Annotated in this window: 24 protein-coding genes and 1 pseudogene; 6 read left to right on the top strand and 19 right to left on the bottom strand. The window is 58.7% G+C overall.

Annotation, left to right across the window (positions count from 1 at the left end; genetic code table 11):
- Positions 1-25: 25 nt before the first annotated feature.
- On the top strand, positions 26-886 hold the full coding sequence (pdxY, locus tag AC6CWS_RS09705; RefSeq protein WP_023289928.1) for a pyridoxal kinase PdxY: 861 nt from the start codon (positions 26-28) through the stop codon (positions 884-886).
- A gap of 42 nt (positions 887-928) precedes the next feature.
- On the opposite strand, the gene gstA is transcribed toward pdxY, so the two are convergent.
- From gstA to blr, 13 genes and pseudogenes are all read right to left on the bottom strand, one after another.
- Positions 929-1534, bottom strand: coding sequence for a glutathione transferase GstA (gstA, locus tag AC6CWS_RS09700; RefSeq protein ID WP_004202856.1), 606 nt, complete (start codon positions 1532-1534; stop codon positions 929-931).
- Between the two features lie 110 nt (positions 1535-1644).
- Positions 1645-3150, bottom strand: a pseudogene (gene dtpA, locus AC6CWS_RS09695) (dipeptide/tripeptide permease DtpA).
- 602 nt (positions 3151-3752) lie between these two features.
- Positions 3753-4388 (bottom strand): endonuclease III, encoded by a 636-nt coding sequence (gene nth / locus AC6CWS_RS09690; protein WP_023289926.1) that lies wholly within the window; start codon positions 4386-4388, stop codon positions 3753-3755.
- A 1-nt stretch (position 4389) separates the two neighbouring features.
- Entirely contained in the window at positions 4390-5088 is a 699-nt protein-coding gene (locus tag AC6CWS_RS09685; protein WP_023289925.1) for an electron transport complex subunit E, read from the bottom strand.
- 2 nt (positions 5089-5090) lie between these two features.
- Positions 5091-5711, bottom strand: a complete 621-nt coding sequence (gene rsxG, locus AC6CWS_RS09680) for an electron transport complex subunit RsxG (RefSeq protein ID WP_032453110.1) — start codon at positions 5709-5711, stop codon at positions 5091-5093.
- A gap of 10 nt (positions 5712-5721) precedes the next feature.
- A complete protein-coding gene (gene rsxD, locus AC6CWS_RS09675) occupies positions 5722-6774 on the bottom strand; it encodes an electron transport complex subunit RsxD (protein WP_048335890.1) in 1053 nt (350 codons plus the stop codon).
- Complete coding sequence (rsxC, locus tag AC6CWS_RS09670; protein WP_065881525.1) at positions 6775-9036, bottom strand: electron transport complex subunit RsxC; 2262 nt, start codon at positions 9034-9036, stop codon at positions 6775-6777. It lies immediately after the preceding gene.
- A complete protein-coding gene (rsxB, locus tag AC6CWS_RS09665) occupies positions 9029-9607 on the bottom strand; it encodes an electron transport complex subunit RsxB (RefSeq protein ID WP_004202846.1) in 579 nt (192 codons plus the stop codon). The genes rsxC and rsxB overlap by 8 nt, the downstream gene beginning before the upstream one ends.
- A complete protein-coding gene (gene rsxA, locus AC6CWS_RS09660; protein WP_002907658.1) occupies positions 9607-10188 on the bottom strand; it encodes an electron transport complex subunit RsxA in 582 nt (193 codons plus the stop codon). The genes rsxB and rsxA overlap by 1 nt, the downstream gene beginning before the upstream one ends.
- 78 nt (positions 10189-10266) lie before the next feature.
- Positions 10267-10707: a DUF2569 domain-containing protein gene (locus AC6CWS_RS09655; RefSeq protein ID WP_065881527.1), complete on the bottom strand. Its 441-nt coding sequence runs from the start codon at positions 10705-10707 to the stop codon at positions 10267-10269.
- 75 nt (positions 10708-10782) lie between these two features.
- Entirely contained in the window at positions 10783-10998 is a 216-nt protein-coding gene (gene ydgT / locus AC6CWS_RS09650; protein ID WP_004202843.1) for a transcription modulator YdgT, read from the bottom strand.
- Between the two features lie 215 nt (positions 10999-11213).
- Entirely contained in the window at positions 11214-12584 is a 1371-nt protein-coding gene (locus AC6CWS_RS09645) for a GH1 family beta-glucosidase (RefSeq protein WP_065881529.1), read from the bottom strand.
- Positions 12585-12699: 115 nt separating this feature from the next.
- The gene (blr, locus tag AC6CWS_RS09640) at positions 12700-12837 is read right to left on the bottom strand and encodes a division septum protein Blr (RefSeq protein ID WP_012541534.1); all 138 of its coding nucleotides are present in this window, start codon (positions 12835-12837) and stop codon (positions 12700-12702) included.
- 190 nt (positions 12838-13027) lie between these two features.
- Between blr and AC6CWS_RS09635 the strand changes: the two genes are divergently transcribed.
- Positions 13028-14068 carry an oxidoreductase gene (locus AC6CWS_RS09635; RefSeq protein ID WP_065881530.1) on the top strand — a complete coding sequence of 347 codons (1041 nt, stop codon included), beginning with the start codon at positions 13028-13030 and terminating at the stop codon, positions 14066-14068.
- A gap of 35 nt (positions 14069-14103) precedes the next feature.
- Here the strand turns inward: AC6CWS_RS09635 and add are convergent, their stop codons facing one another.
- The gene (add, locus tag AC6CWS_RS09630) at positions 14104-15105 is read right to left on the bottom strand and encodes an adenosine deaminase (RefSeq protein WP_065881535.1); all 1002 of its coding nucleotides are present in this window, start codon (positions 15103-15105) and stop codon (positions 14104-14106) included.
- 222 nt (positions 15106-15327) lie between these two features.
- Between add and AC6CWS_RS09625 the strand changes: the two genes are divergently transcribed.
- On the top strand, positions 15328-15513 hold the full coding sequence (locus AC6CWS_RS09625) for a hypothetical protein (RefSeq protein WP_004202827.1): 186 nt from the start codon (positions 15328-15330) through the stop codon (positions 15511-15513).
- A gap of 9 nt (positions 15514-15522) precedes the next feature.
- Here AC6CWS_RS09625 and AC6CWS_RS09620 read toward each other — a convergent pair whose 3' ends face one another.
- Positions 15523-15891 (bottom strand): RND transporter, encoded by a 369-nt coding sequence (locus AC6CWS_RS09620; RefSeq protein ID WP_065881543.1) that lies wholly within the window; start codon positions 15889-15891, stop codon positions 15523-15525.
- A 243-nt stretch (positions 15892-16134) separates the two neighbouring features.
- On the opposite strand from AC6CWS_RS09620, the gene cybB reads away from it, so the two are divergent.
- From cybB to AC6CWS_RS09605, 3 genes are all read left to right on the top strand, one after another.
- Complete coding sequence (gene cybB / locus AC6CWS_RS09615; RefSeq protein WP_080901579.1) at positions 16135-16662, top strand: cytochrome b561; 528 nt, start codon at positions 16135-16137, stop codon at positions 16660-16662.
- Between the two features lie 104 nt (positions 16663-16766).
- The gene (locus tag AC6CWS_RS09610; RefSeq protein ID WP_004202822.1) at positions 16767-17042 is read left to right on the top strand and encodes a metal/formaldehyde-sensitive transcriptional repressor; all 276 of its coding nucleotides are present in this window, start codon (positions 16767-16769) and stop codon (positions 17040-17042) included.
- 24 nt (positions 17043-17066) lie between these two features.
- Positions 17067-18185 (top strand): S-(hydroxymethyl)glutathione dehydrogenase/class III alcohol dehydrogenase, encoded by a 1119-nt coding sequence (locus tag AC6CWS_RS09605; protein WP_065881546.1) that lies wholly within the window; start codon positions 17067-17069, stop codon positions 18183-18185.
- Positions 18186-18253: 68 nt separating this feature from the next.
- Here the strand turns inward: AC6CWS_RS09605 and AC6CWS_RS09600 are convergent, their stop codons facing one another.
- From AC6CWS_RS09600 to pcaH, 4 genes are all read right to left on the bottom strand, one after another.
- Positions 18254-20626 (bottom strand): membrane-bound PQQ-dependent dehydrogenase, glucose/quinate/shikimate family, encoded by a 2373-nt coding sequence (locus AC6CWS_RS09600; protein ID WP_065881547.1) that lies wholly within the window; start codon positions 20624-20626, stop codon positions 18254-18256.
- Positions 20627-20903: 277 nt separating this feature from the next.
- Positions 20904-21827, bottom strand: a complete 924-nt coding sequence (locus AC6CWS_RS09595) for a LysR substrate-binding domain-containing protein (protein ID WP_023289914.1) — start codon at positions 21825-21827, stop codon at positions 20904-20906.
- Between the two features lie 177 nt (positions 21828-22004).
- Positions 22005-22625 (bottom strand): protocatechuate 3,4-dioxygenase subunit alpha, encoded by a 621-nt coding sequence (gene pcaG, locus AC6CWS_RS09590; RefSeq protein ID WP_023289913.1) that lies wholly within the window; start codon positions 22623-22625, stop codon positions 22005-22007.
- A complete protein-coding gene (pcaH, locus tag AC6CWS_RS09585; RefSeq protein WP_004202816.1) occupies positions 22622-23362 on the bottom strand; it encodes a protocatechuate 3,4-dioxygenase subunit beta in 741 nt (246 codons plus the stop codon). The genes pcaG and pcaH overlap by 4 nt, the downstream gene beginning before the upstream one ends.
- Positions 23363-23443: the final 81 nt, after the last annotated feature.

Genomic DNA, 23443 nt, shown 5'->3' with positions numbered 1-23443 from the left:
TTCTTTTTAGGGTTGTGGTAAGAAAATGAAGAACATCCTCGCCATTCAGTCTCACGTTGTGTTTGGCCACGCCGGCAACAGTGCCGCCGAGTTCCCGATGCGCCGCCTGGGCGCCAATGTCTGGCCCCTCAATACCGTACAATTCTCCAACCACACGCAGTACGGCAAATGGACCGGCTGTGTGATGCCGCCTTCGCACCTGACGGAGATCGTCCAGGGCATCGCCGCTATCGATAAGCTGCAGACCTGTGATGCGGTACTGAGCGGCTATCTCGGCTCTGCTGAACAGGGCGAGCATATCCTGGGCATCGTGCGTCAGGTAAAAGCGGCCAATCCGGCGGCGAAGTATTTTTGTGACCCGGTGATGGGCCATCCGGAGAAGGGCTGCATCGTCGCCCCTGGCGTGGCGGAGTTCCACGTGCGCTATGCGCTGCCGGCCAGCGATATCATTGCGCCTAATCTGGTGGAGCTGGAGATCCTCTGCGGTCATCCGGTTGCCAGCGTGAGCGAGGCGGTGGCCGCCGCGCGGGAGCTGATTGCCCAGGGGCCGGAGGTGGTGCTGGTTAAGCATCTTTCCCGCGCCGGCATGAGCATGGACCGTTTTGAGATGCTGCTGGTAACCGCAGATGAAGCCTGGCATATCAGCCGGCCGCTGGTGGATTTTGGCCTGCGTCAGCCGGTGGGCGTTGGCGATGTGACCAGCGGTCTGCTGCTGGTGAAACTGCTGCAGGGCGCCAGCCTGCGCGACGCGCTTGAGCACGTCACCGCCGCAGTGTACGAGATCATGTTGACTACCAAAAACATGCAGGAGTATGAACTGCAGGTGGTGGCGGCGCAGGATCGTATTGCTGTGCCGGAGCACTGCTTCAGCGCCACCCGACTGTAACTTTCCGACTCTGCCCGGCAGAGCGCCGGGCAGTCTCTGGTCTCACTTTAAGCCTTCCGCTGCCAGGGCGTCAGCCACTGCCGGACGCGCCGCCACCTGCGCCATCCAGCTGCCGATATGACCACAGGCGGCCATATCCAGTTTAATCGCATAGCCCCAGCGCAGCACCGTGAACAGATAACCATCGGCGATAGTGAAGCGATGGCCGGTGAGCCACTGTTTATCCGCCAGCGAGGCATCCACGTACTGCAGTTTTTTCTCGAGCAACGCGCGCGCAACGGGCTTATAGTCCTCCGGGGTGTCCGGGCGGAACAGCGGCGTAAAGCCTTTATGCAGTTCGGTAGCGACGTAGTTCAGCCATTCCAGGGTCTGGTAACGGGCAACGGAGCCCACGGGCGCCAGAAGATGGCGGTCCGGCACCTGATCGGCGATGTACTGCATAATAGCCACGCCCTCAGTAAGCAGGATGTCATCATCCAGCAGCAGCGCCGGCACCTGACCTTTCGGGTTGATCAGCAGATAATCTTCCCCGTTTTCCAGCTGTTTCCTTGCCAGATCCACGCTCTGCAAAGTGAAATCCAGGCCGCTTTCGCGCAGGGCGATATGTGAGGCGAGGGAACAGGCGCCGGGTTTGTAGAACAGTTTCATGCGTTACTCCTCGTGGCTGCAGTTTTCTGTATGTTAGTCCCGCCAGGGGTAAAAAAAAAGCCGCTAACCTAACGTTAGCGGCTTAAAAATAATTGGTTTTCCCTGCGGCGTCAGGCTGCCGCGGTTTCGCGTGCTTTTACGTCCGCGCTGTCGTCCTGAGTCATTCGGTTCAGCTTCGGCGCGGTCAGCAGCATCAGGGCGGCGATGACCGCGGTGACGATACCGATCTGCAGGAACACGTGGCCATACACTTCCAGCGACACCAGCGGATCGGTGACGTTTTCCGGTACCGCCATCAGGTTGGCGATTTTCCCGGCGATGATTGCCGCACCGGCGGTGGTGAGGAACCAGCTGCCCATAATGAAGCCCATCAGACGCTGGGGAACCAGCTGAGCGACCATTGCCAGGCCGAGGCCGGAGATCATCAGCTCACCGATAGACTGCAGTGCGTAGCTCAGAATCAGCCAGTTAACCGAGACGATACCGGCGTCGCTGGCGAACTTCGCCCCTAAAGGCAGGACGAGGAACGCGCCGGAGCACAGCACCATACCGATAGCGAACTTGTGCGGCATCGGCAGGCGGTCGCCCATCTTGTTATAGATGGCGGCCAGAATAGGGCTACCAATCATGATCCAGAACGGGTTCAGCGCCTGATACTGTTCCGGCTCGAAGGCGAGGCCGAGGATCGAGTGCTCCACGTTGCGGATAGCAAAGAAGTTCAGAGAGGTCGGCATCTGGCTGTACAGTACGAAGAAGACGATCGCTTCTACCATCAGCAGGAAGGCGACGATCATTTTGCGACGCGCGGCGCCTTTCAGGCCCATCGCCTCTTTGGCGAAAATCACCACGATACCCAGCGCGATGACGCCCAGCGCCATGCGTGCGATACCCTGGTTGTGCAGCAGCCAGGTAGCGATAGCGACCAGCACCACCACGCCAGCGATGGTCGCCAGCAGTTTACCCATATGCACCGGGGCAAAGTCCGGTTTTGAACCGTACTGTTTCACCCATTTCTGGCAGAAGGCGAAGTTAATGATGGTGATCACCATCCCCACCACGCTCAGGGCGAAGGCGACGCTCCAGCCGAAACGCGCGGCCAGCTACGGAGTTGCCAGCATCGAGAAGAACGAACCGATGTTGATGGACATGTAGTACATGGTAAATGCACCGTCCAGACGCGGATCGTTTTTGTCATAGCAGGTAGAAAGCAGGGAAGACGGGTTGGCTTTAAACAGGCCGTTACCGACGGCGATAGTCGCCATACCCATATAGACGATAGCGGCGTCATGACCGGACCAGGCGACCAGCGCATAGCCGATGGCCAGCACGATAGCGCCCAGCATAATGACGCGTTTGGTACCCAGCACTTTATCGCCCAGCCAGCCGCCAATGGCGACCAGGCCATAAACCAGCGCGCTAAAGGAGGAGAACAGAGTAATGGAATCCGCTTCCGACATACCCAGCTGTTTTACCAGGTAAACGGCCATGATCCCTTGCAGGCCGTAGTAACCAAAACGCTCCCACAACTCGATCGAGAAAATGAGATAGAACGCGCGTGGTTGTTTGAAAGCGTTCAGACTCACGCTTTCTGCTGGTTTATTGTTTGCAGTAGACACATATACCTCTTTTTTTACATCCCATATTTACTGGGGGGTGTTCGGGGCGCAATCTCGTTGGACCGCCGCCTTTATAGTTATTCTTGGAGGGAAAACGGCAGGTAATGTTCACTATCCTGGCGCATCAGGCAAGGCCTTTGTAATAATCTGTTACACATAATCAGGGCGGTATAATGCGCCGGACATATGAATGTTATCCAGAGTTAAATTTCACCGTTACGTTATCGCTGCTATTTTTATCTTTTTGATTCGCCCATTTTCCCCGGAAAGGCGATATATTCTACTGATTGCGCAATAAAGCAGTGATATGGTCCATTATCCTAAAAATTCATGGCTTATTATCCTGGTAATCTTTGATCAGCCGTTGTATTGCCTGAATTTAATTTCCATTTTAATAACATTCTTTCAACATTAAGTTGCGAGCATGATCGGGATCACAAATGTATAGAAATTTTGTGCCGCTAAAAAATGAATGAGCTGGTTGTTTGTTATATAACCGGATAATTGCCCATGAAAATGCGGTTTATGCGGTGTTAACGGCGGGTTAAATAGCTAAATGCGGACCATAACCCAAAGTTAGGCTATGGTCGTGAGTGAAACGCTCAGGCGTAGACTTTGTCTTTGAATTCGCAAAGGTCTTCAATCAGGCAGGAGCCACAGCGCGGCTTGCGAGCGATACAGGTGTAACGGCCGTGCAGAATAAGCCAGTGATGGCAGTCGACCTTAAACTCGGCGGGAACCACCTTCAGCAGCTTCTCTTCCACCTGTTCGACGTTTTTCCCGGGGGCGAATTGCGTCCGGTTGCAAACGCGGAAGATATGGGTGTCCACGGCGATCGTCGGCCAGCCAAAGGCGGTATTTAGCACCACGTTGGCGGTTTTGCGGCCCACGCCGGGCAACGCCTCCAGCGCCGCTCTGTCCTCCGGTACCTCGCCGTTGTGCTGCTCCAGCAGGATCCGGCAGGTTTTGATGACGTTTTCCGCTTTGCTGTTAAACAGGCCGATGGTTTTGATATAGGATTTCACGCCCTCCACCCCCAGCGCCAGCATCGCCGCAGGCGTATTGGCCACCGGGTAGAGTTTGGCTGTCGCTTTATTGACGCTCACGTCGGTCGCCTGCGCCGAGAGCAGGACGGCAATCAGCAGCTCAAACGGCGAGCTGAAGTGCAGCTCGGTGGTGGGGTGGGGATCGTTGTCCCGCAGCCTGGTAAGGATCGCCAGGCGTTTGGCTTTGTTCATATTACGCTTTCCCTGTCGCGTCAGACGGTGCGACAGAGTCGGCCCGGGCCGCCTGCGCCTTCCGCTGCTTGCTACGTTCATCGATAAGGTATTTTACCGCCAGCATCATGCCGAGGCCAATAAAGGCGCCTGGCGGCAGCATAGCCAGCAGGAAAGGAGTGTCTGTATGGAAAACCTCGATGCGCAGGACCTTTGCCCAACTGCCAAGCAGGCTGTCGGCGCCGTCAAACAGCGTGCCATTGCCGAGGATTTCGCGCAGGGAGCCCAGCACGAACATCGCGCAGGTGGCCCCCATACCGATAGAGAAGCCGTCCAGCGCCGACAGCGCCGGTCCTTTTTTGGCGGCAAAGGCTTCGGCGCGGCCCACCACGATGCAGTTGGTGACGATAAGCGGGATAAAAATCCCCAGCGACTGATACAGACCGAACGCATAGGCGTTGATCAGCATCTGCACCACGCTCACCACCGAGGCGATAATCATCACGTAGATCGGGATCCGAATCTCCGCCGGGGTCCAGCGGCGCAGGCTGGAGATGGTCAGGTTGGTCAGGGTCAACACCAGGGTCGTCGCCAGACCCAGCCCAAGGGCGTTGGTGGCGGTCGAGGTGACCGCCAGCAGGGGACACATCCCTAACAGCTGAACCAGAGCGGAGTTGTTTTTCCACAGACCCTGGACGATGACGTCTTTAACTTCGCTCATGGTTACTCTCCACAGGCGCTGAATTCTGGAAGTTGCGCAGGCAGCGTTTGTGCATACAGGCCTGCGCGCTTAACGGCATTGACCACCGCCCGGGGGGTGATGGTGGCGCCGGTGAACTGATCAAAATCGCCGCCGTCTTTTTTGACCGCCCAGTGGCTGTCGCCCTGGCCGTGGATGACTTTCCCGGTAAAATGGGTGATCCAGTCCGACAGGCGCAGCTCGATTTTATCCCCCAGACCCGGGGTTTCATGATGCTCGGTCACGCGGGTGCCGAGGACCGTGCCGCTAAAATCGGCGGCCACCAGCAGCTGGATCGCTCCGGAATAGCCATCCGGCGCGGTGGCTTCCATGACCGCGCCGATCGGCTGGTCGTTATTTTTGGCAATCCACACTTTATGCTGGCCTTTGCCCAGCGCCGGGGCGCTGACCAGATAGCAGCTCTTGAGCAGATCGTTATTATAGCGGTCAGCAGGTAAAACCTGGTCGAATAACGCTTTCTGCTGCTGGGCCGCCTGCTGGTCGATAGTGCTTTTGGTCAACTCATTGATCGCCGCCGTTAGCCCGGTGGAGCCGGCGGCAAACAGCGCCAGCGTGACGCCGTGTTTTCGCATGGTTTTTAACATCTTCGCTCTCTCAACGGTGGCCATACACGCGCGGGCGCGTGTAGTAATCGATCAGCGGCACGGTAATATTCGCCAGCAGAACGGCAAACGCCACGCCGTCCGGGTAACCGCCGAAGCTACGAATAAGCCACACCAACAGGCCGGCGAGGGCGCCAAAGATCAGACGGCCGCGGTTGGTTGTCGAAGCCGTCACCGGGTCGGTCAGAATAAAGAAGGCGCCAAGCATGGTGGCTCCGGAGAGCAAATGCATCTGCGGTGAGGCCAGACTCTGCGGCGAGAAGATCCAGCCGAGGGTTGCGCACAGGCCAAGGCTGACGAGGAAGCTGACCGGGATATGCCAGCGGATCGCTTTCTGCCACAGCAGAAACAGTCCGCCCGCCAGCCAGGCGATATTCACCCACTGCCAGCCCAGGCCCGCCAGAACGCCGCCGTAAACTGGCAACTGCAGTACCTGCTGGACGCTATGTCCGGCATGCAGGGAGGTTTTGAAGGTATCCAGCGGGGTTGCCTGGCTGATGCCGTCGATACCCAGCCGCAGGCTGGCCATGTCGCCTCCGGCGGCGGTATGACCGGTAAAGATCATCTGCAGCGTATCGCTGAACGCCGGGATATGGGCGGCAATCTCGTATGAAGGCAGCCAGGAGGTCATCTGCACCGGGAACGAAATCAGCAGCACGACGTAGCCGATCATCGCCGGGTTGAAGGGGTTATGGCCGAGTCCACCGTACAACTGCTTGGCGATCACTATGGCAAAGGCGGTGCCGAGCACCACCATCCACCAGGGGGCCAGCGGCGGAATACTCACCGCCAGCAGCAGGCCAGTGAGCAGGGCGGAGTTATCCCTCAGGGTGGACGCAACAGGCTGTTTGCGCAGTTTGAGAATAGCGGCTTCCATTGCCCAGGCCGTCAGAGCGGCGAGGACAATCTGCAGGACGGTGCCCCAGCCGAAAAACCATGTCTGGACCACAATGCCAGGCACGGCGGCGAGCAGCACCAGCAGCATAATGCGCGAAGTCTGCCGCTGGTTATGGGTATAGGGGGAGCTTGCGATTCTGAAAACCATTTATTCCTCGTTAACTGCCTGCTGTGTTGCTTTGCGCGCCTGAACGCGGGCGATCGCCGCGGCGACGGCCGCTTTGCGTGGGTCGTCATTGGCTGCGGTTGACGCGATTTCCGCCTGGGCGGCTTGCTGTTCGGCTTTGCGCGCTTTAGCGCGGGCGATGGCGGCTTCCACCGCGGCTTTACGCGGGTCGACCGGCTCGGCCGCCGGGGCTTCCGCCGGGGCGGCCTGCTGTTCGGCTTTGCGCGCTTTGGCGCGGGCGATAGCGGCTTCCACCGCGGCTTTACGCGGGTCGACCGGCTCGGCCGCCGGGGCTTCCGCCGGCGCGGCCTGCTGTTCGGCTTTGCGCGCTTTGGCGCGGGCGATAGCGGCTTCCACCGCGGCTTTACGCGGGTCGGCCGGCTCGGCCGCCGGGGCTTCCGCCGGCGCGGCCTGCTGTTCGGCTTTGCGTGCTTTGGCGCGGGCGATAGCGGCTTCCACCGCGGCTTTACGCGGGTCGACCGGATCGGCCGCCGGGGCTTCCGCCGCCGCGGCCTGCTGTTCGGCTTTGCGCGCTTTGGCGCGGGCGATAGCGGCTTCCACCGCGGCTTTACGCGGGTCGACCGGCTCGGCCGCCGGGGCTTCCGCCGGCGCGGCCTGCTGCTGCGCTTTACGCGCCCGGGCTTCGGCCTTCCGCGCTTCGCGGGCGGCGATCGCCTCGCTGTTGTCTGGTCTGGCGCCGGCATGAATCACGATAGGCTGCGCGGCGTCGCGCTGTTTATCACGTACCCGGGCCAGGGCGGCGTTAATCGCATCCTGATCTTTGGCGGCAGGCTGGACGGCGGCTTTTTTATGCCGCTCGGCGCGGGCCGCTTTCTCACGCTCCAGGCGCGCCTGTCGGGCCTCGAATCGCGCTTTGGCTTCCGCAGCGCGCTGCTCTTCCTGGCGAATCGCCGCGATCTCGGCTTTCTCCTGACGGAAGTACTGCACCAGTGGAATATTGCTTGGGCATACCCACGCGCACGCGCCGCATTCGATGCAGTCCGCCAGATTGTGGGCGGTGGCTTTATCGTGCTGCTGGCCTTTGCTGAACCAGTAAAGCTGCTGCGGCAGCAGATCGGCCGGGCAGGCATCGGCGCAGGCGCTGCAGCGAATGCAGCCTTTCTCTTCCTGCGGCTCGCCCATCTCGCTGGCGGAGGGCGCCAACAGACAGTTGGTGATCTTCACCACCGGGACGTCGAGCCCCGGCAGGGTAAAGCCCATCAGCGGCCCGCCCATGATCACCATTGGCTCGGCGCTGGCGCAGAAACCGGCGTCGTTAAGCAAATGGCGCACCGGCGTGCCAAGGCGCGCCCAGACGTTGCCCGGCCGGGCTACCGCCTCGCCGGTGAGGGTGACCACGCGCTCGGTTAACGGCTCTCCGTCAATCACTGCGCGTTTCACCGCATAGGCTGTACCGACGTTCTGCATCAGCACGCCAATGTCCGAAGAGCGACCACCGTGGGGTACCTGTTTGCCGGTGAGAATTTGGGTGAGCTGCTTGGCGCCGCCGGAGGGGTATTTGGTGGGGATCACGCGCAGCGAAATGCCATGGGCGTCGCAAAGCACCGCCCGCAGCATCGAGATGGCCTGCGGCTTATTGTCTTCAATGCCGATCAGCACCTCGTCAGGCTGCAGAATATGGGCAAGGATGCGGATCCCTTCGACAATCTGCGCCGCGCAGTCCTGCATCAGACGGTCGTCCGCCGTGATATAGGGTTCGCACTCGGCGGCGTTAATGATCAGCGTTTTAATTTTATCGCCGCCGCCGCGCAGTTTACTGCCGGTGGGGAAGCCCGCGCCGCCGAGGCCGGCAACGCCAAACTGGTGGATGCGCTCAATCAGCGCTTCACGGGTGCGGGTCTGATAGTCGCTCCAGCCGTCGCGTTCGATCCAGCGGTCTTCGCCGTCGGCGTCAATGATCACGCTCATCTCCGCCAGCGCGGACGGATGGGCAGTGGTGTGCGGGGCGATAGCGGCAACGGTGCCGGAGGTGGGAGCGTGAACCGGCAGCATTCTTCCCCAACCGCGGGTCAGCGGCTGGCCGCGCAGCACCCGGTCGCCGACCTTGACGCACAGTTCGCCTTCGGCGCCGATATGCTGCTTCAGCGGGATCACAAAGCTCTGCGGCAGGGAAACCTGGCGCAGCGGGGTGCCGTTTGACTGGGTTTTCATCTCCGGCGGGTGAATACCGCCGTTAAAATCCCAGACTTTGTCTTTTCGGAAAGCGGAAAATAGCTTAAACATGTTGTTCCACAGGAATATTTCGCACCGGGATCGTATGCAGATCCCATTTCCAGGTTTCCGGGGTCGTCGCCACCGGAACGAGTGAAATGCACTGGGTCGGGCAGGGGGCAACACACAGGTTGCAGCCGGTGCACAGGTCGCTCATCACGGTATGCATGGCGCGGGTCGCCCCGACAATGGCATCCACCGGACACGCCTGAATACATTTGGTGCAGCCGATGCAGTTCGGCTCGTCAATCACGGCGAGCATGCGGGCCGGCTCGGCTGCCTGCTCGTCGCCGTCGACGGGCTGTGGGTCGACGTTGAGCAGGGCGGCGATTTTTAACATCACCGCTTCGCCACCCGGCGCGCAGCGGTTAATTTTCTCACCCTGCACGCCCACCGCTTCCGCATAGGGGCGGCAGCCAGGGTAGCCGCACTGCCCACACTGGCTCTGCGGCAACAGTTCATCAATTTTTTCCACCACCGGGTCGTCCTGCACCGCGAAACGGCGCGACGCGTACCCCAGTATTAAGCCGAAAATCAGCCCTAACAGGCTGATGGCGATCACGGCTATCCAGACTGCGCTCATTACAACTTCACCAAACCACTAAAGCCCATAAAGGCCAGAGACATTAAACCGGCGGTAATCAGCGCGATGGCATTACCGCGGAACGGCGCGGGGACATCGGCCACCACCAGACGCTCGCGGATCGCCGCGAACAGCACCATCACCAGCGAGAAGCCGACGGCGGCGGCAAAACCGTACAGCGCCGACTGCAGGAAATTGTGGCCCAGATTGATGTTCAGCAGCGCCACCCCAAGCACCGCGCAGTTGGTGGTGATCAGTGGCAAAAAGATCCCCAGCAGGCGATAAAGCGCCGGGCTGGTTTTACGCACCACCATCTCAGTGAACTGAACCACCACGGCGATAACCAGAATAAAGGCCAGGGTACGTAAATAAACCAGATTTAGCGGGATAAGGATCCAGGTATCAATCAGCCAGGCGCAAATAGAGGCCAGGGTCATCACGAAGGTGGTCGCGAGCCCCATCCCCATTGCGGTTTCCAGCTTTTTGGAAACACCCATAAACGGGCACAGGCCAAGGAACTTCACTAAAACGAAGTTATTGACAAGGACAGTACCGATAAAGAGCAGTAAATAATCAGCCATCATGCGACCTGAAACGAAAAAAAGCCGCTTATTATCGAATAAAACGATACCGGCGACAACAGGTTAAGTGTGGGGTTTTTACGGATTAACAAAGGTCCGTTTGACCCGCTGTGAACGGCGAAAATAGGGCGCCAGCAGCGCGGCGGCCAGCAGCGGAAACAGTAGCTGACGCAGAGCAAGGGCATCCGAAACGGGGGAGAAGGCAAACGCCTTTATCGCCAGCAGCAGCGTAATGAGCAGCCAGATAATATAGTGTTTCGGCACCAGCGAGCGCCGTTTGAAAAAGGCGATGGTCAGCCAGAGCGTATAAAACCACATGCCGATGGCAAACAGCAGCGAGGCGACCCACAGCGCCATGTGTCCGGTGCTCATGGCGCGCAGCAAGGCCCAGGTCTGTGGCGACATGAGGGCATTGGCAAAAAATAGCAGCGATAACGAGGCGCTCAACAGCGCCAACAGCAACCAGGCCAGCGGTGCCAACAGCCAGCCGCCGATGCGCTCCGCAGATTGTGACGTCATGTTTCTCCCCTATTCAACGCCAGTGTATAAAAGCAGGCCGGGAAGTATAAGCAACTGGCGTGAAGGATGACAGTCTTACTGCACGAATCGCCAAACGGATTTAGGCACCTGGCCCACATCGAACAATTTACCACCGGAAACCAGCTCTGCCCGGCGATGGTCGGCGGCGCGATACATATTAACGATCTCTTCGGTGTCAGTCAGGGAGTAGTTAAGGTGATCAAATAGTTTTTCAAGACTTTCCAGCGAACTGATTTTGCGGAATTTTAATAAATAGTCCAGAACGGTCATTTTCGTATCCATTTTATAATCGGAATAATTATGTTGAATATTATCAGCATTCACTAAACCTACTCTCAACCAACGGCGCCTTCTGCCGGGGCCGCGTGGCATGATTCAGGTTATAAAAACCCATGACAAGGAGCAAAGCCAACCTTGAAGAGCAGGGAGATGTTTAAGAATATTCTAAATCAGACCGGGCGCCGAATGGCGCCCGCAGGAGAAGATTAACGCTGTTCGCCGCGGCTGGCAATAACAGATTTGTACCAATAAAAACTCTTCTTTCGTTTGCGTGCCAGATTTTGCTGGTGGTCCACATAGACAAAGCCATATTGCTTTTGATAACCGTTGAGCCAGCTCAGCAAATCGATAAACGACCAGGGATAATAGCCGCGGACGTCCGCTCCCTGCGCCAGCGCCTTTTCCAGGGCGCCAATATGGCTGCACAGATAGTCGATTCGCGGATCGTCGACCACCTCACCGGCAATAATCGGGTCTTTCGCCCCAAGGCCATTCTCGGTGATATAGATCGGGATATCGCCATAGCGCGCCTTGATCATCATAATGCCGTCGGTCAGCCCCTGCGGCCAGATCTCCCAGCCCCATTCGGTATAGGTGCTTTGCGGATTACGCACGAAATAGAATAACCCCTCCACGCCAGGCTCGCCGCCGGTGGGGATTTCGGGCGGCTGGGCGGATACCGTTTCCCGACGATAGTAATTCAGACCGATAAAGTCACAGCGGTTGTCTCGCAGCAGCGCGTCGTCCCCTGGAGCAAAGCGCGGTACGCCCCACAGCGCTTGAGTCTGCGCCAGCAGGGCAGCAGGATAGGCGCCTTTTAGCACAGGATCGTACAGCCAGTGGGTATGGATGGCGTCAGCCAGGTCGGTAGCCTGCCGGTCTGCCTCGCTGTCGGTGAGTGGGGTATGCGGCTGCAGCACATTGACGAAACCAATCTCGCCCGCCACGGCCATCTCGCGAAAAGCCTTCACCGCCAGCGCATGGGCGATAAATACGTGATGACAGGCCTGGATGGCGCGCGCCGGATCGCGAACGGCCGGGGGATGCAGGCCGTTAATGTAGCCGTGGCCGATGAAGACAATGGTCTCGTTAAAGGTCGCCCACAGCTTCACCCGCGAACCAAAGCGCGCGTAGCACAGGCGGGCGTACTCGGCGAAGGCCTCGGCGGTGCTGCGTGCTTCCCAGCCGCCCTCATCCTGCAGGGCCTGCGGCAGGTCCCAGTGATAGAGGGTGATCATCGGCTCAATATTATGCGCCAGAAGTTCATCGATCAGATCGCTATAAAACTGTACGCCTGCTTCATTAACCTCGCCGCGCCCGGAGGGCAGCAGGCGGGGCCAGGAGATGGAAAAGCGATAGCTCTGCAGGCCCATCTCGGCCATCAACGCCACGTCTTCGCGAAAACGGTGATAGTGATCGACGGCGATATCGCCGGTGGTCCCTTCAAAGGTGGTTCCCGGCAGGTGAGAGTAAATATCCCAGATTGACGGTCCTTTACCGTCAGCGTCGTGCCCACCTTCGACCTGATACGCTGCGGTAGCGGCACCCCATAAAAAATGTTGCGGAAAAGCGGCCATGAAAAAGCTCCCAGTCTGATGATAGAGGGAGTGTAATCAAAGCAAGGAGAGTTGTGCAACCGGTTTCTGAAACCGGTTGCACAGTTGCGAAGCAGGTCACTGTTTCACGGCGGCGCTACTTTGTCTGCACCACATCCGCTGGCGGTGGCGACTGATAATTATCAATATGGTGCGCGATAACCAAAAGCAGTGCGGAAATCCCAAAAACAATCCAGCCAATAAGTTCTACAATACGGGTAAAAACAGTCGTCATAACACTTCAATATCCTTTGAACACAGTGGGAAATGTTACTCCATGGTCAGCAGATCACAAGGGGTATCTGTCTGATTTTGCACGCATGCGGTAAAACCTTGAGTGAAAAAATGATAAGTTTGATTCACGGTTTGTAAGAATATTCTCATTAACCAGATATTGACATCAGCTGAATAAGCGAGGCGGTAACATGAGTGATGCGATCCGGGTGGGGCTGGTGGGCTATGGCTACGCCAGCAAAACGTTTCATGCGCCGTTAATCAGCGGCACGTCGGGCCTGGCGCTGACGATGGTCTCCAGCAGCGACGCGGCCAAAGTTCATGCCGACTGGCCTGGCGTGAAGGTGGTCAGTGCGGCGAGTGAATTGCTGGACGACCCGGAGATCGATCTGGTGGTCATCGCCACGCCGAACGACACTCACTTCCCACTGGCGAAAGCGGCGCTGGAGGCCGGGAAGCACGTGGTGGTGGATAAACCCTTTACCGTGACACTGTCACAGGCTCGCGAGCTGGAGAGCCTGGCGAAGCACTGTGGTCGGGTGCTGTCGGTATTTCACAACCGGCGCTGGGACAGTGATTTCTTAACGGTCAGAACGTTGATCAACGAAGGCCAGCTGGGAGAGGTGTGTTACTTCGAATCACATTTCGACCGTTTCCGGCCGCAGGTGCGCCAGCGCTGGCGGGAGCAGGCGGGCCCCGGGAGCGGTATTTGGTATGATCTTGGACCGCATCTGCTCGACCAGGCGGTGGCGCTGTTTGGTCTGCCGGTGAGCATCACGGTCGATCTCGCTCAGCTTCGGCCCGGCGCGCAATCCACCGACTATTTTCACGCGGTGCTGGCCTATCCCCAGCGGCGGGTGGTGCTGCACGGCACATTGCTCGCCGCCGCGGAGAGCGCGCGCTTTATCGTCCACGGCTCGCGGGCCAGCTATATCAAGTACGGTCTCGACCCGCAGGAAGAGCGGTTGAAAAATGGCGAACGTTTGCCGCAGGAGGACTGGGGGTATGATATGCGTGACGGTACTCTCACTCGCGTCGAAGGCGACGAACGCAGCGAGGAGACGTGGCTGACGCTGCCGGGCAATTATCCCGCTTACTATGCCGCTATCCGCGATGCGCTCAACGGAGTGGGAGAAAATCCGGTCCCGGCCAGCGAGGCGATTCAGATCATGACCCTGATTGAGCTCGGTATTGAGTCGGCCCGGCACCGCGCCACGCTCAGCCTGGTGTGAAAAATAGCCCGGCAGCGCGGCTGCCGGGCCGGTAATCAGCCTTTGGCCACCCGCTGAATGAGCGAGGCTTTTTCCTGTTCGCTGAGAAACGCCTGAGTCAGTCCGTTGATCTGCGCCTGGCGGATCTGCTCCCGGCTCAGCCCCGCCGCCGGCGCCGCCACGGTGTATTCGTGGATAATGTCGACCCCCTGGACCGCCGGATCGTCAGTGTTGAGGCTCGCCAGCACGCCGTGCTCAAGGAACTGCTTCAGCGGATGCTGGGCCAGAGAGGGCACGGTGCTGGTTTGCACGTTCGAGGTGAGGCAGGACTCAATCCCGATGCGGTGCTCGGCCAGATAGTCCATCAGGGCGGGATCCTGTACCGCTTTTACCCCATGGCCGATGCGCTCGGCGCCCAGTTCACGGATGGCCTGCCAGATACTTTCCGGGCCGGCCGCTTCGCCAGCGTGGACAGTGATATGCCACCCGGCATCGCGGGCCTGGTTAAAATGACTGAGGAACAGCGCCCCCGGGAATCCCAGCTCATCGCCAGCGAGGTCGAGGGCGGTGATGCCATCGCGGTGGGCGAGCAGGGCCGCCAGCTCTTCCTGACAGGCCGCTTCGCCAAAGGTGCGGCTTAAAATGCCGATCAGGCGGGCATCGACCTGGAAATCGCGGCACCCCTCACGTACCCCGGCGATCACTGCCTCTACCACGCCGTCGACCGGCAGCTGGTGGGTCATCGCCATATAGCGTGGGGAGAAGCGCAGCTCCACGTAGTGCAGGCCATTGCGCGCCGCGTCTTCGACGTTCTCATACGCCACGCGACGGCAGGCTTCCAGCGAGGCCAGGACTTTCACCCCCCAGTCGAGCTTGGCGAGAAAACTGACCAGATCGGGCTCCAGGCTGGTGACCTGGACGTGGGGACGCAGCGTGTCAAGGGTGGTAGCGGGAAGGGTGATGTTAAACTCGCGGCCAAGATCGAGGATGGTTTGGGCCCGGATGTTACCGTCAAGGTGGCGGTGAATGTCGGTTAATGGCAATGAGGAATCAATCATGGTCGCACTCTTTTTTTAGTTAAAGTGCACGTCATTATACAACAGATACCTAACGCTTTAAAACGATTGAAAAAAAGGCAAAAGAAACAAACGCCTGCGCCAGGCCCGGCCGGCGCAGCAGAATGCGGCGCATAATCATTTACATTTATATTTTATTTGAATGTATTCATGTTACATATTAAATTCTGCTTACTTTATCGACGATGAGGCAGGGATGCGGATGTGGAAAGCGTAATCCATAATAATATTGAGGGTTTTCTGCTGTTGTTATTAAGCATGTGGCCCATTCTGTTGGTGGTATTCGTTGGCGTCGCCATCTCCTTCTATACCATGCTGTTACGCAAAACGGCGCTGGCCTGCCTGCTGTTCGCCGTCGCCATCGGCGCCGCAGGCTGGAGCTTTGCCTGACGCCAGGCCTCAGGGTTTATCCAGCAGGCTCATACTGGAGGTGGCGGCGCCATCATTCAGATTGGACGGCGAATGCCAGTCGCGCCCCGCCAGGGCGCTGTCTCCCTGACCGCTGCTGGCGACGCTGTCCTGCTGCGTCGACAGCGTTGACCCTTCAAGCGCTTCCTCTGCCCCCGACTGGTCGGGCAGAGAACTGCTATACCCGCCATTGTTCGAATACGTATCCATACCGTTGACTTCATTCGGCACCGTGTCGGCGGTGGTCCCGTCATCGTTAATGCAAAATGAGCCGCCGATGCCGTTAGGCTGACAGTCCGCGGCGAAAGTCGGGCTGGCCAACGCGGTCAGCAGCAATAGCGGTAAGCTAATTTTCTTCATTTTTATCTCCATACGCAGCGTGGCCGACAGATGTTCTCAACTATAGAGGGGAGAGCGCGGCGGCAGGTAACAAAACTGTTTAATTTTGTAATAGCTCATGGTATCCGGCGCCCGTTCGCGTGGCCCGGGTGCAGCGGCTCGACACAATGCGGTAATCATTTGTTAATTCAACGTAAAGGTTAATGAAAATTTAAGGGAAGGCCGCTATGTTGGCAGCATCACACTTTCCATTAAGGATATTCCATGCGCGATAAATATTCCGGCCTGCAGATTGGCATCCACTGGCTGGTCTTCTTGCTGGTGGTGGTGGCCTATGCGGCGATGGAGCTGCGCGGTTTTTTTCCCCGCAGCGATCGGCCGCTGATTAATATGATTCATGTTTCCTGCGGGATCGCCATTTGCGTGTTGATGACGGCGCGTTTGCTGGTGCGGCTGAAAACGCCTACGCCGCCGATCGTGCCGAAGCCGTCGCCAATGATGACCGGTTTCGCCCATCTCGGCCATCTGGTTATTTATCTGCTGTTTATTGCCCTGCCGCTGATCGGCATGGTGATGATGTACTGGCGCGGGAATCCCTGGTACGCCTTTGGCCTGACGATGCCGTATGCCCCGCAGAGCGATTTTGAGCGGGTGGACACCCTGAAAGCGATCCATGAATGGTTAGCGAATGCCGGTTACTTTGTGATTGGCCTGCATGCCTTTGCCGCGCTGCTCCATCATTACTGGTGGAAAGATAATACCCTGCTGCGAATGATGCCCCGTAAGCGCTGAATCACTCGCTTCAACATTCAGACCCCGTCCCGCGACGGGGTTTTTTTTGCCTTTGCGGCTAATAAAATATAGTATACCCCCCTATATGATACGGAGGCGTTATCGTGCCACATTCACCTGAAGATAAAAAACGGGCCCTCAGCCGCGTACGCCGCATCCGCGGCCAGGTCGAAGCCCTTGAACGCGCGCTGGAGTCCGGCGAACCCTGTATGACTATCCTGCAGCAGATCGCCTCGATTCGCGGGGCGGCAAACGGTCTGATGGGCGAAATGGTGGAGATCCACCTGCAGGACGAGCTGGTCAGCGGCGACACCACCCCGGACCAGCGGGCCGCGAGAATGGCAGAGGTCGGTCATCTGCTACGATCTTATTTAAAATAACATCACGACGAGGAAGAGACAGTTATGAAATCACGCGCAGCAGTGGCCTTTGGCCCCGGTCAGCCGTTAAAAATCGTAGAGATTGACGTCGCGCCGCCGAAAAAAGGCGAAGTTCTGGTGAGAATCACCCATACCGGCGTGTGCCATACCGATGCCTTCACCCTTTCCGGTGACGATCCGGAAGGCGTCTTCCCGGCGGTGCTGGGCCATGAAGGCGGCGGCGTGGTCGTGGAAGTGGGCGAGGGCGTCACCAGCCTTAAGCCGGGCGATCATGTCATTCCGCTGTATACCGCCGAATGCGGCGAGTGCAAGTTCTGTAAGTCGGGTAAAACCAATCTCTGTCAGGCGGTGCGCGCCACCCAGGGAAAAGGGCTGATGCCGGACGGCACCACCCGTTTCTCGTATAACGGCGAACCGATTTATCACTACATGGGCACCAGCACCTTCAGCGAATACACGGTCTGCGCTGAGATCTCGCTGGCGAAAGTCAATCCGCAGGCGCCGCTGGATAAAGTGTGTCTGCTGGGCTGCGGCGTGACCACCGGCATCGGCGCGGTGCACAACACGGCGAAGGTTAAGCCTGGGGATACCGTCGCGGTCTTTGGCCTGGGCGGCATCGGCCTGGCGGTGATCCAGGGCGCCGTGCAGGCGCAAGCCGGACGCATTCTGGCGGTCGATACTAACCCGGATAAGTTCACTCTCGCGAAAGAGATGGGGGCTACCGACTTTATCAACCCCAACGACTACGATAGGCCCATTCAGGATGTGATCGTTGAGCTGACCGACGGCGGGGTGGATTTCAGCTTCGAGTGCATCGGTAATGTCAATGTGATGCGCGCGGCGCTGGAATGCTGCCATAAAGGCTGGGGCGAGAGCGTCATTATCGGCGTGGCCGGCGCCGGGCAGGAGATCAAGACCCGTCCGTTCCAGCTGGTGACTGGCCGGGTGTGGCGCGGCTCCGCCTTTGGCGGCGTGAAAGGCCGTAGCCAGCTGCCGGGAATGGTGGAAGACGCGATGGCGGGTAAAATTCGCCTCGACCCGTTTATTACTCATCGCCTGCCGCTGGCGCAAATTAACGAGGCCTTTGACCTGATGCATGAAGGCAAATCGATTCGCACCGTGATCCACTTTGGCGACCAGTAATCGCTAACGCGCAAGGCGTTTCGTCAGCAGCAAAAAAGGGCCCGAATGGGCCCTTTTGCTTAGGTCAATCAGTGATGGTCAGGAAGCGCGTAGGCGATAATGTAATCGCCGCGATCCGGAGACTGACGGGCGCCGCCCGCATTGATAATGATGTACTGCTTACCGGTTTTCGGCGACACGTAGGTCATCGGGCCGGACTGACTGCCAACCGGCAGACGGGATTTCCAGATCTCCTTGCCGTTAGCGGTATCAAAGGCGCGCAGGTAGAAATCCTGGGTGCCGGCGAAGAACAGCAGCCCGGACTGCGTCGCCAGCGACGCGCCAAGGGTCGGCATACCGATCGGAATCGGCATATGCATGCGGATCCCCAGCGGCCCGGTATCCTCTACGGTGCCTACCGGCACCTGCCACACCAGTTTCCCGGTTTTCAGATCCACAGCGGACATGGTGCCGAAAGGCGGTTTCTGGCACGGAATGCCCAGCGGCGACAGGAAACGTTCGCGCATGGCGCCAAACGGCGTGCCTTCCATCGGCACGATGCCCATCTCAATGCCGCTGGCGTCTTTCGCTACCTTTTCGCGCGGCACCATATAGTTGGCGAGACCGAGACGCATATCGTTAACGAACATCAGGCTGTTGTTGGGATCCACCGAGACGCTGCCCCAGTTCATGCCGCCGAGCGAGCCCGGGAACTGCAGGGAGCGGTCTTCCCCCGGCGGGGTAAAGACCCCCTGGTGGCGCATCTCTTTGAACTGGATACGGCACAGCAGCAGGTCGATCGGCGTCGCGCCCCACATATCGGACTCGGTCAGCGTCTGGTTGCCGATCATCGGCATTCCCACCGAGTAAGGCTGCGTCGGCGAGTAGCGCTCGCCTTTGACGTTGCCCACCGGCACCGGCCGCTCTTCCACTTTCGCCACCGGCTCGCCGGTTTCGCGGTTGAGCATAAAGATCATGCCCTGCTTGCTGGTCTGCACCAGCACCGGGGTGGTGCCGCCCTTGCCGTCAGGCAGATCGTACAGCAGCGGCTGAGACGGCAGATCAAAGTCCCACAGGTCGTGGTGGGTGGTCTGGAAGTGCCAGCGTACCTGGCCGGTCGCGGCATCCACAGCGACGATAGAGGAGCTGTATTTGTCGTCCAGCGCGGTTCGTTCGCCGCCGAAGAAGTCTGGCGTAGCGTTGCCGGTCGGCAGATAGATCAGGTTCAGCTTCGCGTCGTAAGACATCGCCGACCAGACGTTCGGCGTGCCGCGCGTATAGGTCTGGCCCTCCGGCGGTACGCCGGTCAGCGCCGGATTACCCGGATCCCACGCCCAGGCCAGTTTACCGGTATGGACGTCAAACGCGCGGACCACCCCCGGCGGTTCGCCGGTAGAGTAGTTATCCGCGACGCGGCCGCCCACCACCACCACATTGCCCGCGACCAGCGGGGTGGAGGTCTGTTGATAGTAGCCCGCTTTGACTTCGCCCATTCCGACGCTGAGGTCGACAATACCGCGATCGCCGAAGCTCTCGCACAGTTTGCCGGTGTCGGCATCAATGGCGATCAGGCGGGCATCGATCGTCGGCAGGAACAGACGACGGGAGCAGGCGGCAGGCTGGGCGCCTGACGCTGGCGTCGTCTGCGCCTGGCTATCTTCGTAATAGCCTAAGCCGCGGCAGCGCTGCCAGTTAGGCGAAGAGGATTTGGAGTCATAGCGCCATTTCTCTTTGCCGCTGTCGACATCCAGCGCCAGCACTTTGCTGTATGGGGTACAGACGTAAAGGGTATCGCCAATCTGCAGCGGGGTATTCTGATCTTCCGCGCCGGAGCCATTGCTCTGCGGAATATCCCCAGTATGCGCCACCCAGGCTACCTGCAGCTGGTTGACGTTGTGCTTGTTGATTTGATCGAGAGCGGCGAAGCGGTCGCCGTGGGTGGTGTTGCCCCAGTGCGCCCAGTTTTTCTGCTCTTCGCCCGGTGCGACGGGTTTCACCGGTACCGCTTCCGTGGCGCTGACCAGCGGTTCGGATTTAAACATCCAGCCAAAGCTTCCCGCCAGCGCCACGGCGAGCACGGCGGCGATGGCAAAAGCCGGGCCTTTTTTCGCCGGCGGGCTGGCGAGGAAAGGCCAGACCAGGGCGGCGAGAAAGGCCAGCACGCCAAGGGCGAACAGGCGCGAGAAGAGCGGCCAGAAGTTCCAGCCAGCGTCGCCGATCGCCCAGATCACTGAGGCGATAAACGCCACGGCGTACAGCAAAATCCCGCCGCGGCGGTGACGGAAAATTAGCACTGCCGCGATAACCATCACCACGCCCATCAGCGCAAAGTACAGCGTGCCGCCGACGAGAGCCAGTTTTGCCCCCAGAATACCGATAGCCAGACCGATGATCAGCATCAGTCCGGCGAGAAGCCACTGCAGGATCCGGGGGAATCCGCGCGGCGCGTTGCCAGTTGTCATGAAATCTCCTTAACCACACCAGCCACCTCATTACGAACCAAATGAAACAAAGTTATTTTGTTTTAATTTTGAATGAAGTGGTTTTTATCTTCATAAAGCCAAATTTATTGCCTGCTTTGATTTCAAATGAACCATTTGGTGAAATCGCGATATGATAGATCTGTTAAAGAAATTTGCGCAAATGTTAATAAATAATTTCGCACTAAATGATTATTTTGCTGAATGTGTCTCAGTCGGCGTCGGCTCCCCGGCCGCGACGGGCCGGGGGAGCGGCGGATCAGGCAGGCATTGATTTACGAATAGCGCTGAGCAGGGTGTGCGTCCCGGGGGTCAGCGTCGCATCGACGCGGGTTAAAATACCGATGGGCTCCCCGGCGCCCTGGGTGGCAATCGGCAGGGCGGTCAGTACGCCACGGCGAAGATCGTCTTTCACCGCCCCGGAAGGGACGAACCAGACATAGTCAAAATCAACCGTTAGCTGGCGCGACAGGGAGGCGGACAGGGTCTCGATGCAGCCGGCGGGCATTTTGCACCCCTGACTCTGGAGCAGCGCTTCGGCGTTTTGCCGCGGCACGGTGCCCTTTGGCGAGACCACCACCGGCCACTCCATCACCCGACTGAGGGTCACCGTCTCCTGCAGCAGGGGATGTCCCGGACGAACCACCAGCTTAAGGGATTCCAGGAACAGCAGTTCGTAATGCAGGCCGCTCATCAGCTCCGGATCGGACATCCGTCCGATGCCGATGTCGATCTCCCCGGACTTTAACCCGGCGAGCAGCATGGTGTTGTTCATGGTGGCGACCTGCAGCGTGATATCTTTTTGCTGCTTATGGAACTGGCCGATCACCGTCGGCAGGATCCCCAGCGCGGCGGTAGGCAGCGCGCCGATGCGTACAATATCGTTATTCAGGCCCTCTTTACGGTTCAGCGCCTGGCCCGCCGAGTTAAGGGCATCAAGCACCTTCACGGCATGAGTCAGAAACTGTTCCCCGACCAGGGTCAGCTGCGCCCCCAGACGTCCCCGCTCAAACAGACGGGTACCGGTCAGCTGTTCAAGCTCGTTAAGCGTTTTTGAAAGTGCTGGCTGGCTCAGATTTAAAGTTTCAGCCGCGCGCCCCAGCGTTCCCTGTTGAGCGACGGCCACGAAGGTGTGTAGATGGCGCAAGCGAATGCGCTGACTGAAGAGACCATTTTTTTCCATAGTAAGATGATGTTAAAAACACAGCGGTGAAAGAGACAAGCGGCCTTGTTTAAATTTGATAACCAGATAGCAAAATATTTTTAACATTTGAGCTGATTACATTACAAGATCTTTCCCTATGGTTTAACACGCCGCCGCCCCGGCTGTGCGGGGCGACGGCGGTGGTCTGCATGGCCGCTAGATATCGAAAAAGACGGTTTCGTTCTCGCCCTGCAGATAAATGTCGAAACGATAGACCACTTCCGCACCGCGAACTTCGCGCTCAGCGATTAAGGTTTTGCGTCTCACCTCCCACTCGATGAGATTCAGCACCGGGTCGCTGGCGTTGGCCTCGTGCTCATCGGCGAAATACATCCGCGTATTGAGGCCAATATTGATCCCCCGGGCCACCACCCACAGATTGACGTGCGGCGCCATCAGACGGCCATCGCGGCCAACCACCGCGCCGGGCTTGATGGTTTCAAAGCGCCAGACGCCGGAGGTGAAGTCAGAGCAGGTGCGCCCCCAGCCGCGAAAGCCCGGGTCGACCGCTTTCTGCTGCTGACGATCGTCAGGATGGTTATAGCGTCCCGCAGCGTTGGCCTGCCAGATCTCCAGCAGCACATCGCGGACCGGGGTTCCGGAGCCGTCGATAACCCGGCCTTCAATGGTGATCCGTTCTCCGACGGTATCGGCGGTGGTGAGAACCGGACCAAAATTTTTCTCAAAAATATGGAAACCCGCGGCGTCTGGCGCCAGACCGATATGAACATAGGGTCCCGCGGTCTGCGAGGCGGTTTCAGGCAGATACTCTTTCATCGGGCGGCCCCCTGAGTGCGATTTTCAAACAGCGTGGCGCGATGGCCGCGCAGAACAAGGTCGAAGCGGTAGGCCAGACAATCCAGCGGCACGGCGGCGTGCATGTCCAGCTCGGCGATCAGGGTGCGCACGGCGTCGTCATTATTAATGGTTCTGACGATCGGGCACTGCTTGATCAGCGGGTCGCCTTCGAAATACATCTGGGTGATCAGGCGCTGGGCCCAGGCGTCGCCCGAGAGCGAGAAATGAATATGCGCCGGACGCCAGTCGCTGGCCTGGTTGCGCCAGGGGTAGGGGCCGGGCTTGATGGTGCGAAAACAGTAATAGCCGTTCTCGTCGGTCAGCACCCGGCCGCAGCCGCCGAAGTTCGGGTCAATCGGCGCCAGATACTGATCTTTTTTATGTCGATAGCGGCCGCCGGCATTGGCCTGCCAGACTTCCACCAGGGTGTTTTTCATCGGTCGGCCGAAGCCATCCCGCACGTAGCCGTGCACAATGATCCGCTCGCCAATCGGCAGGCCTTCTTTGGCATAGTTAAGGATAAGGTCATTATCCAGCGGACCCAGGTCGTCGCGGCTAAACACCGGGCCGGTGATCTCCGACAGCGAGTTCTGCAGGGAGATCAGGGCGTTTTTCGGGGAGCGCAGGACGCTGGTTTTATAGCCCGGGGCGTAAGCGGGCGGGTGACTACTGTAATCGCGATGGATAACCTCGCGCGGGGACCATTTATCGTTCATCGGGTACTCCGTATAGAGGGTAGAGGGGCATGTTGTTGTAATGTCGCCAGAAACAGTGTGTGTAAATGTATTGTTAATTTA

The sequence above is a fragment of the Klebsiella sp. M041 genome (assembly GCF_059759695.1).
Note: the sequence above shows the minus strand (reverse complement) of the source record. Positions and strands in the feature narration are given on the sequence as shown.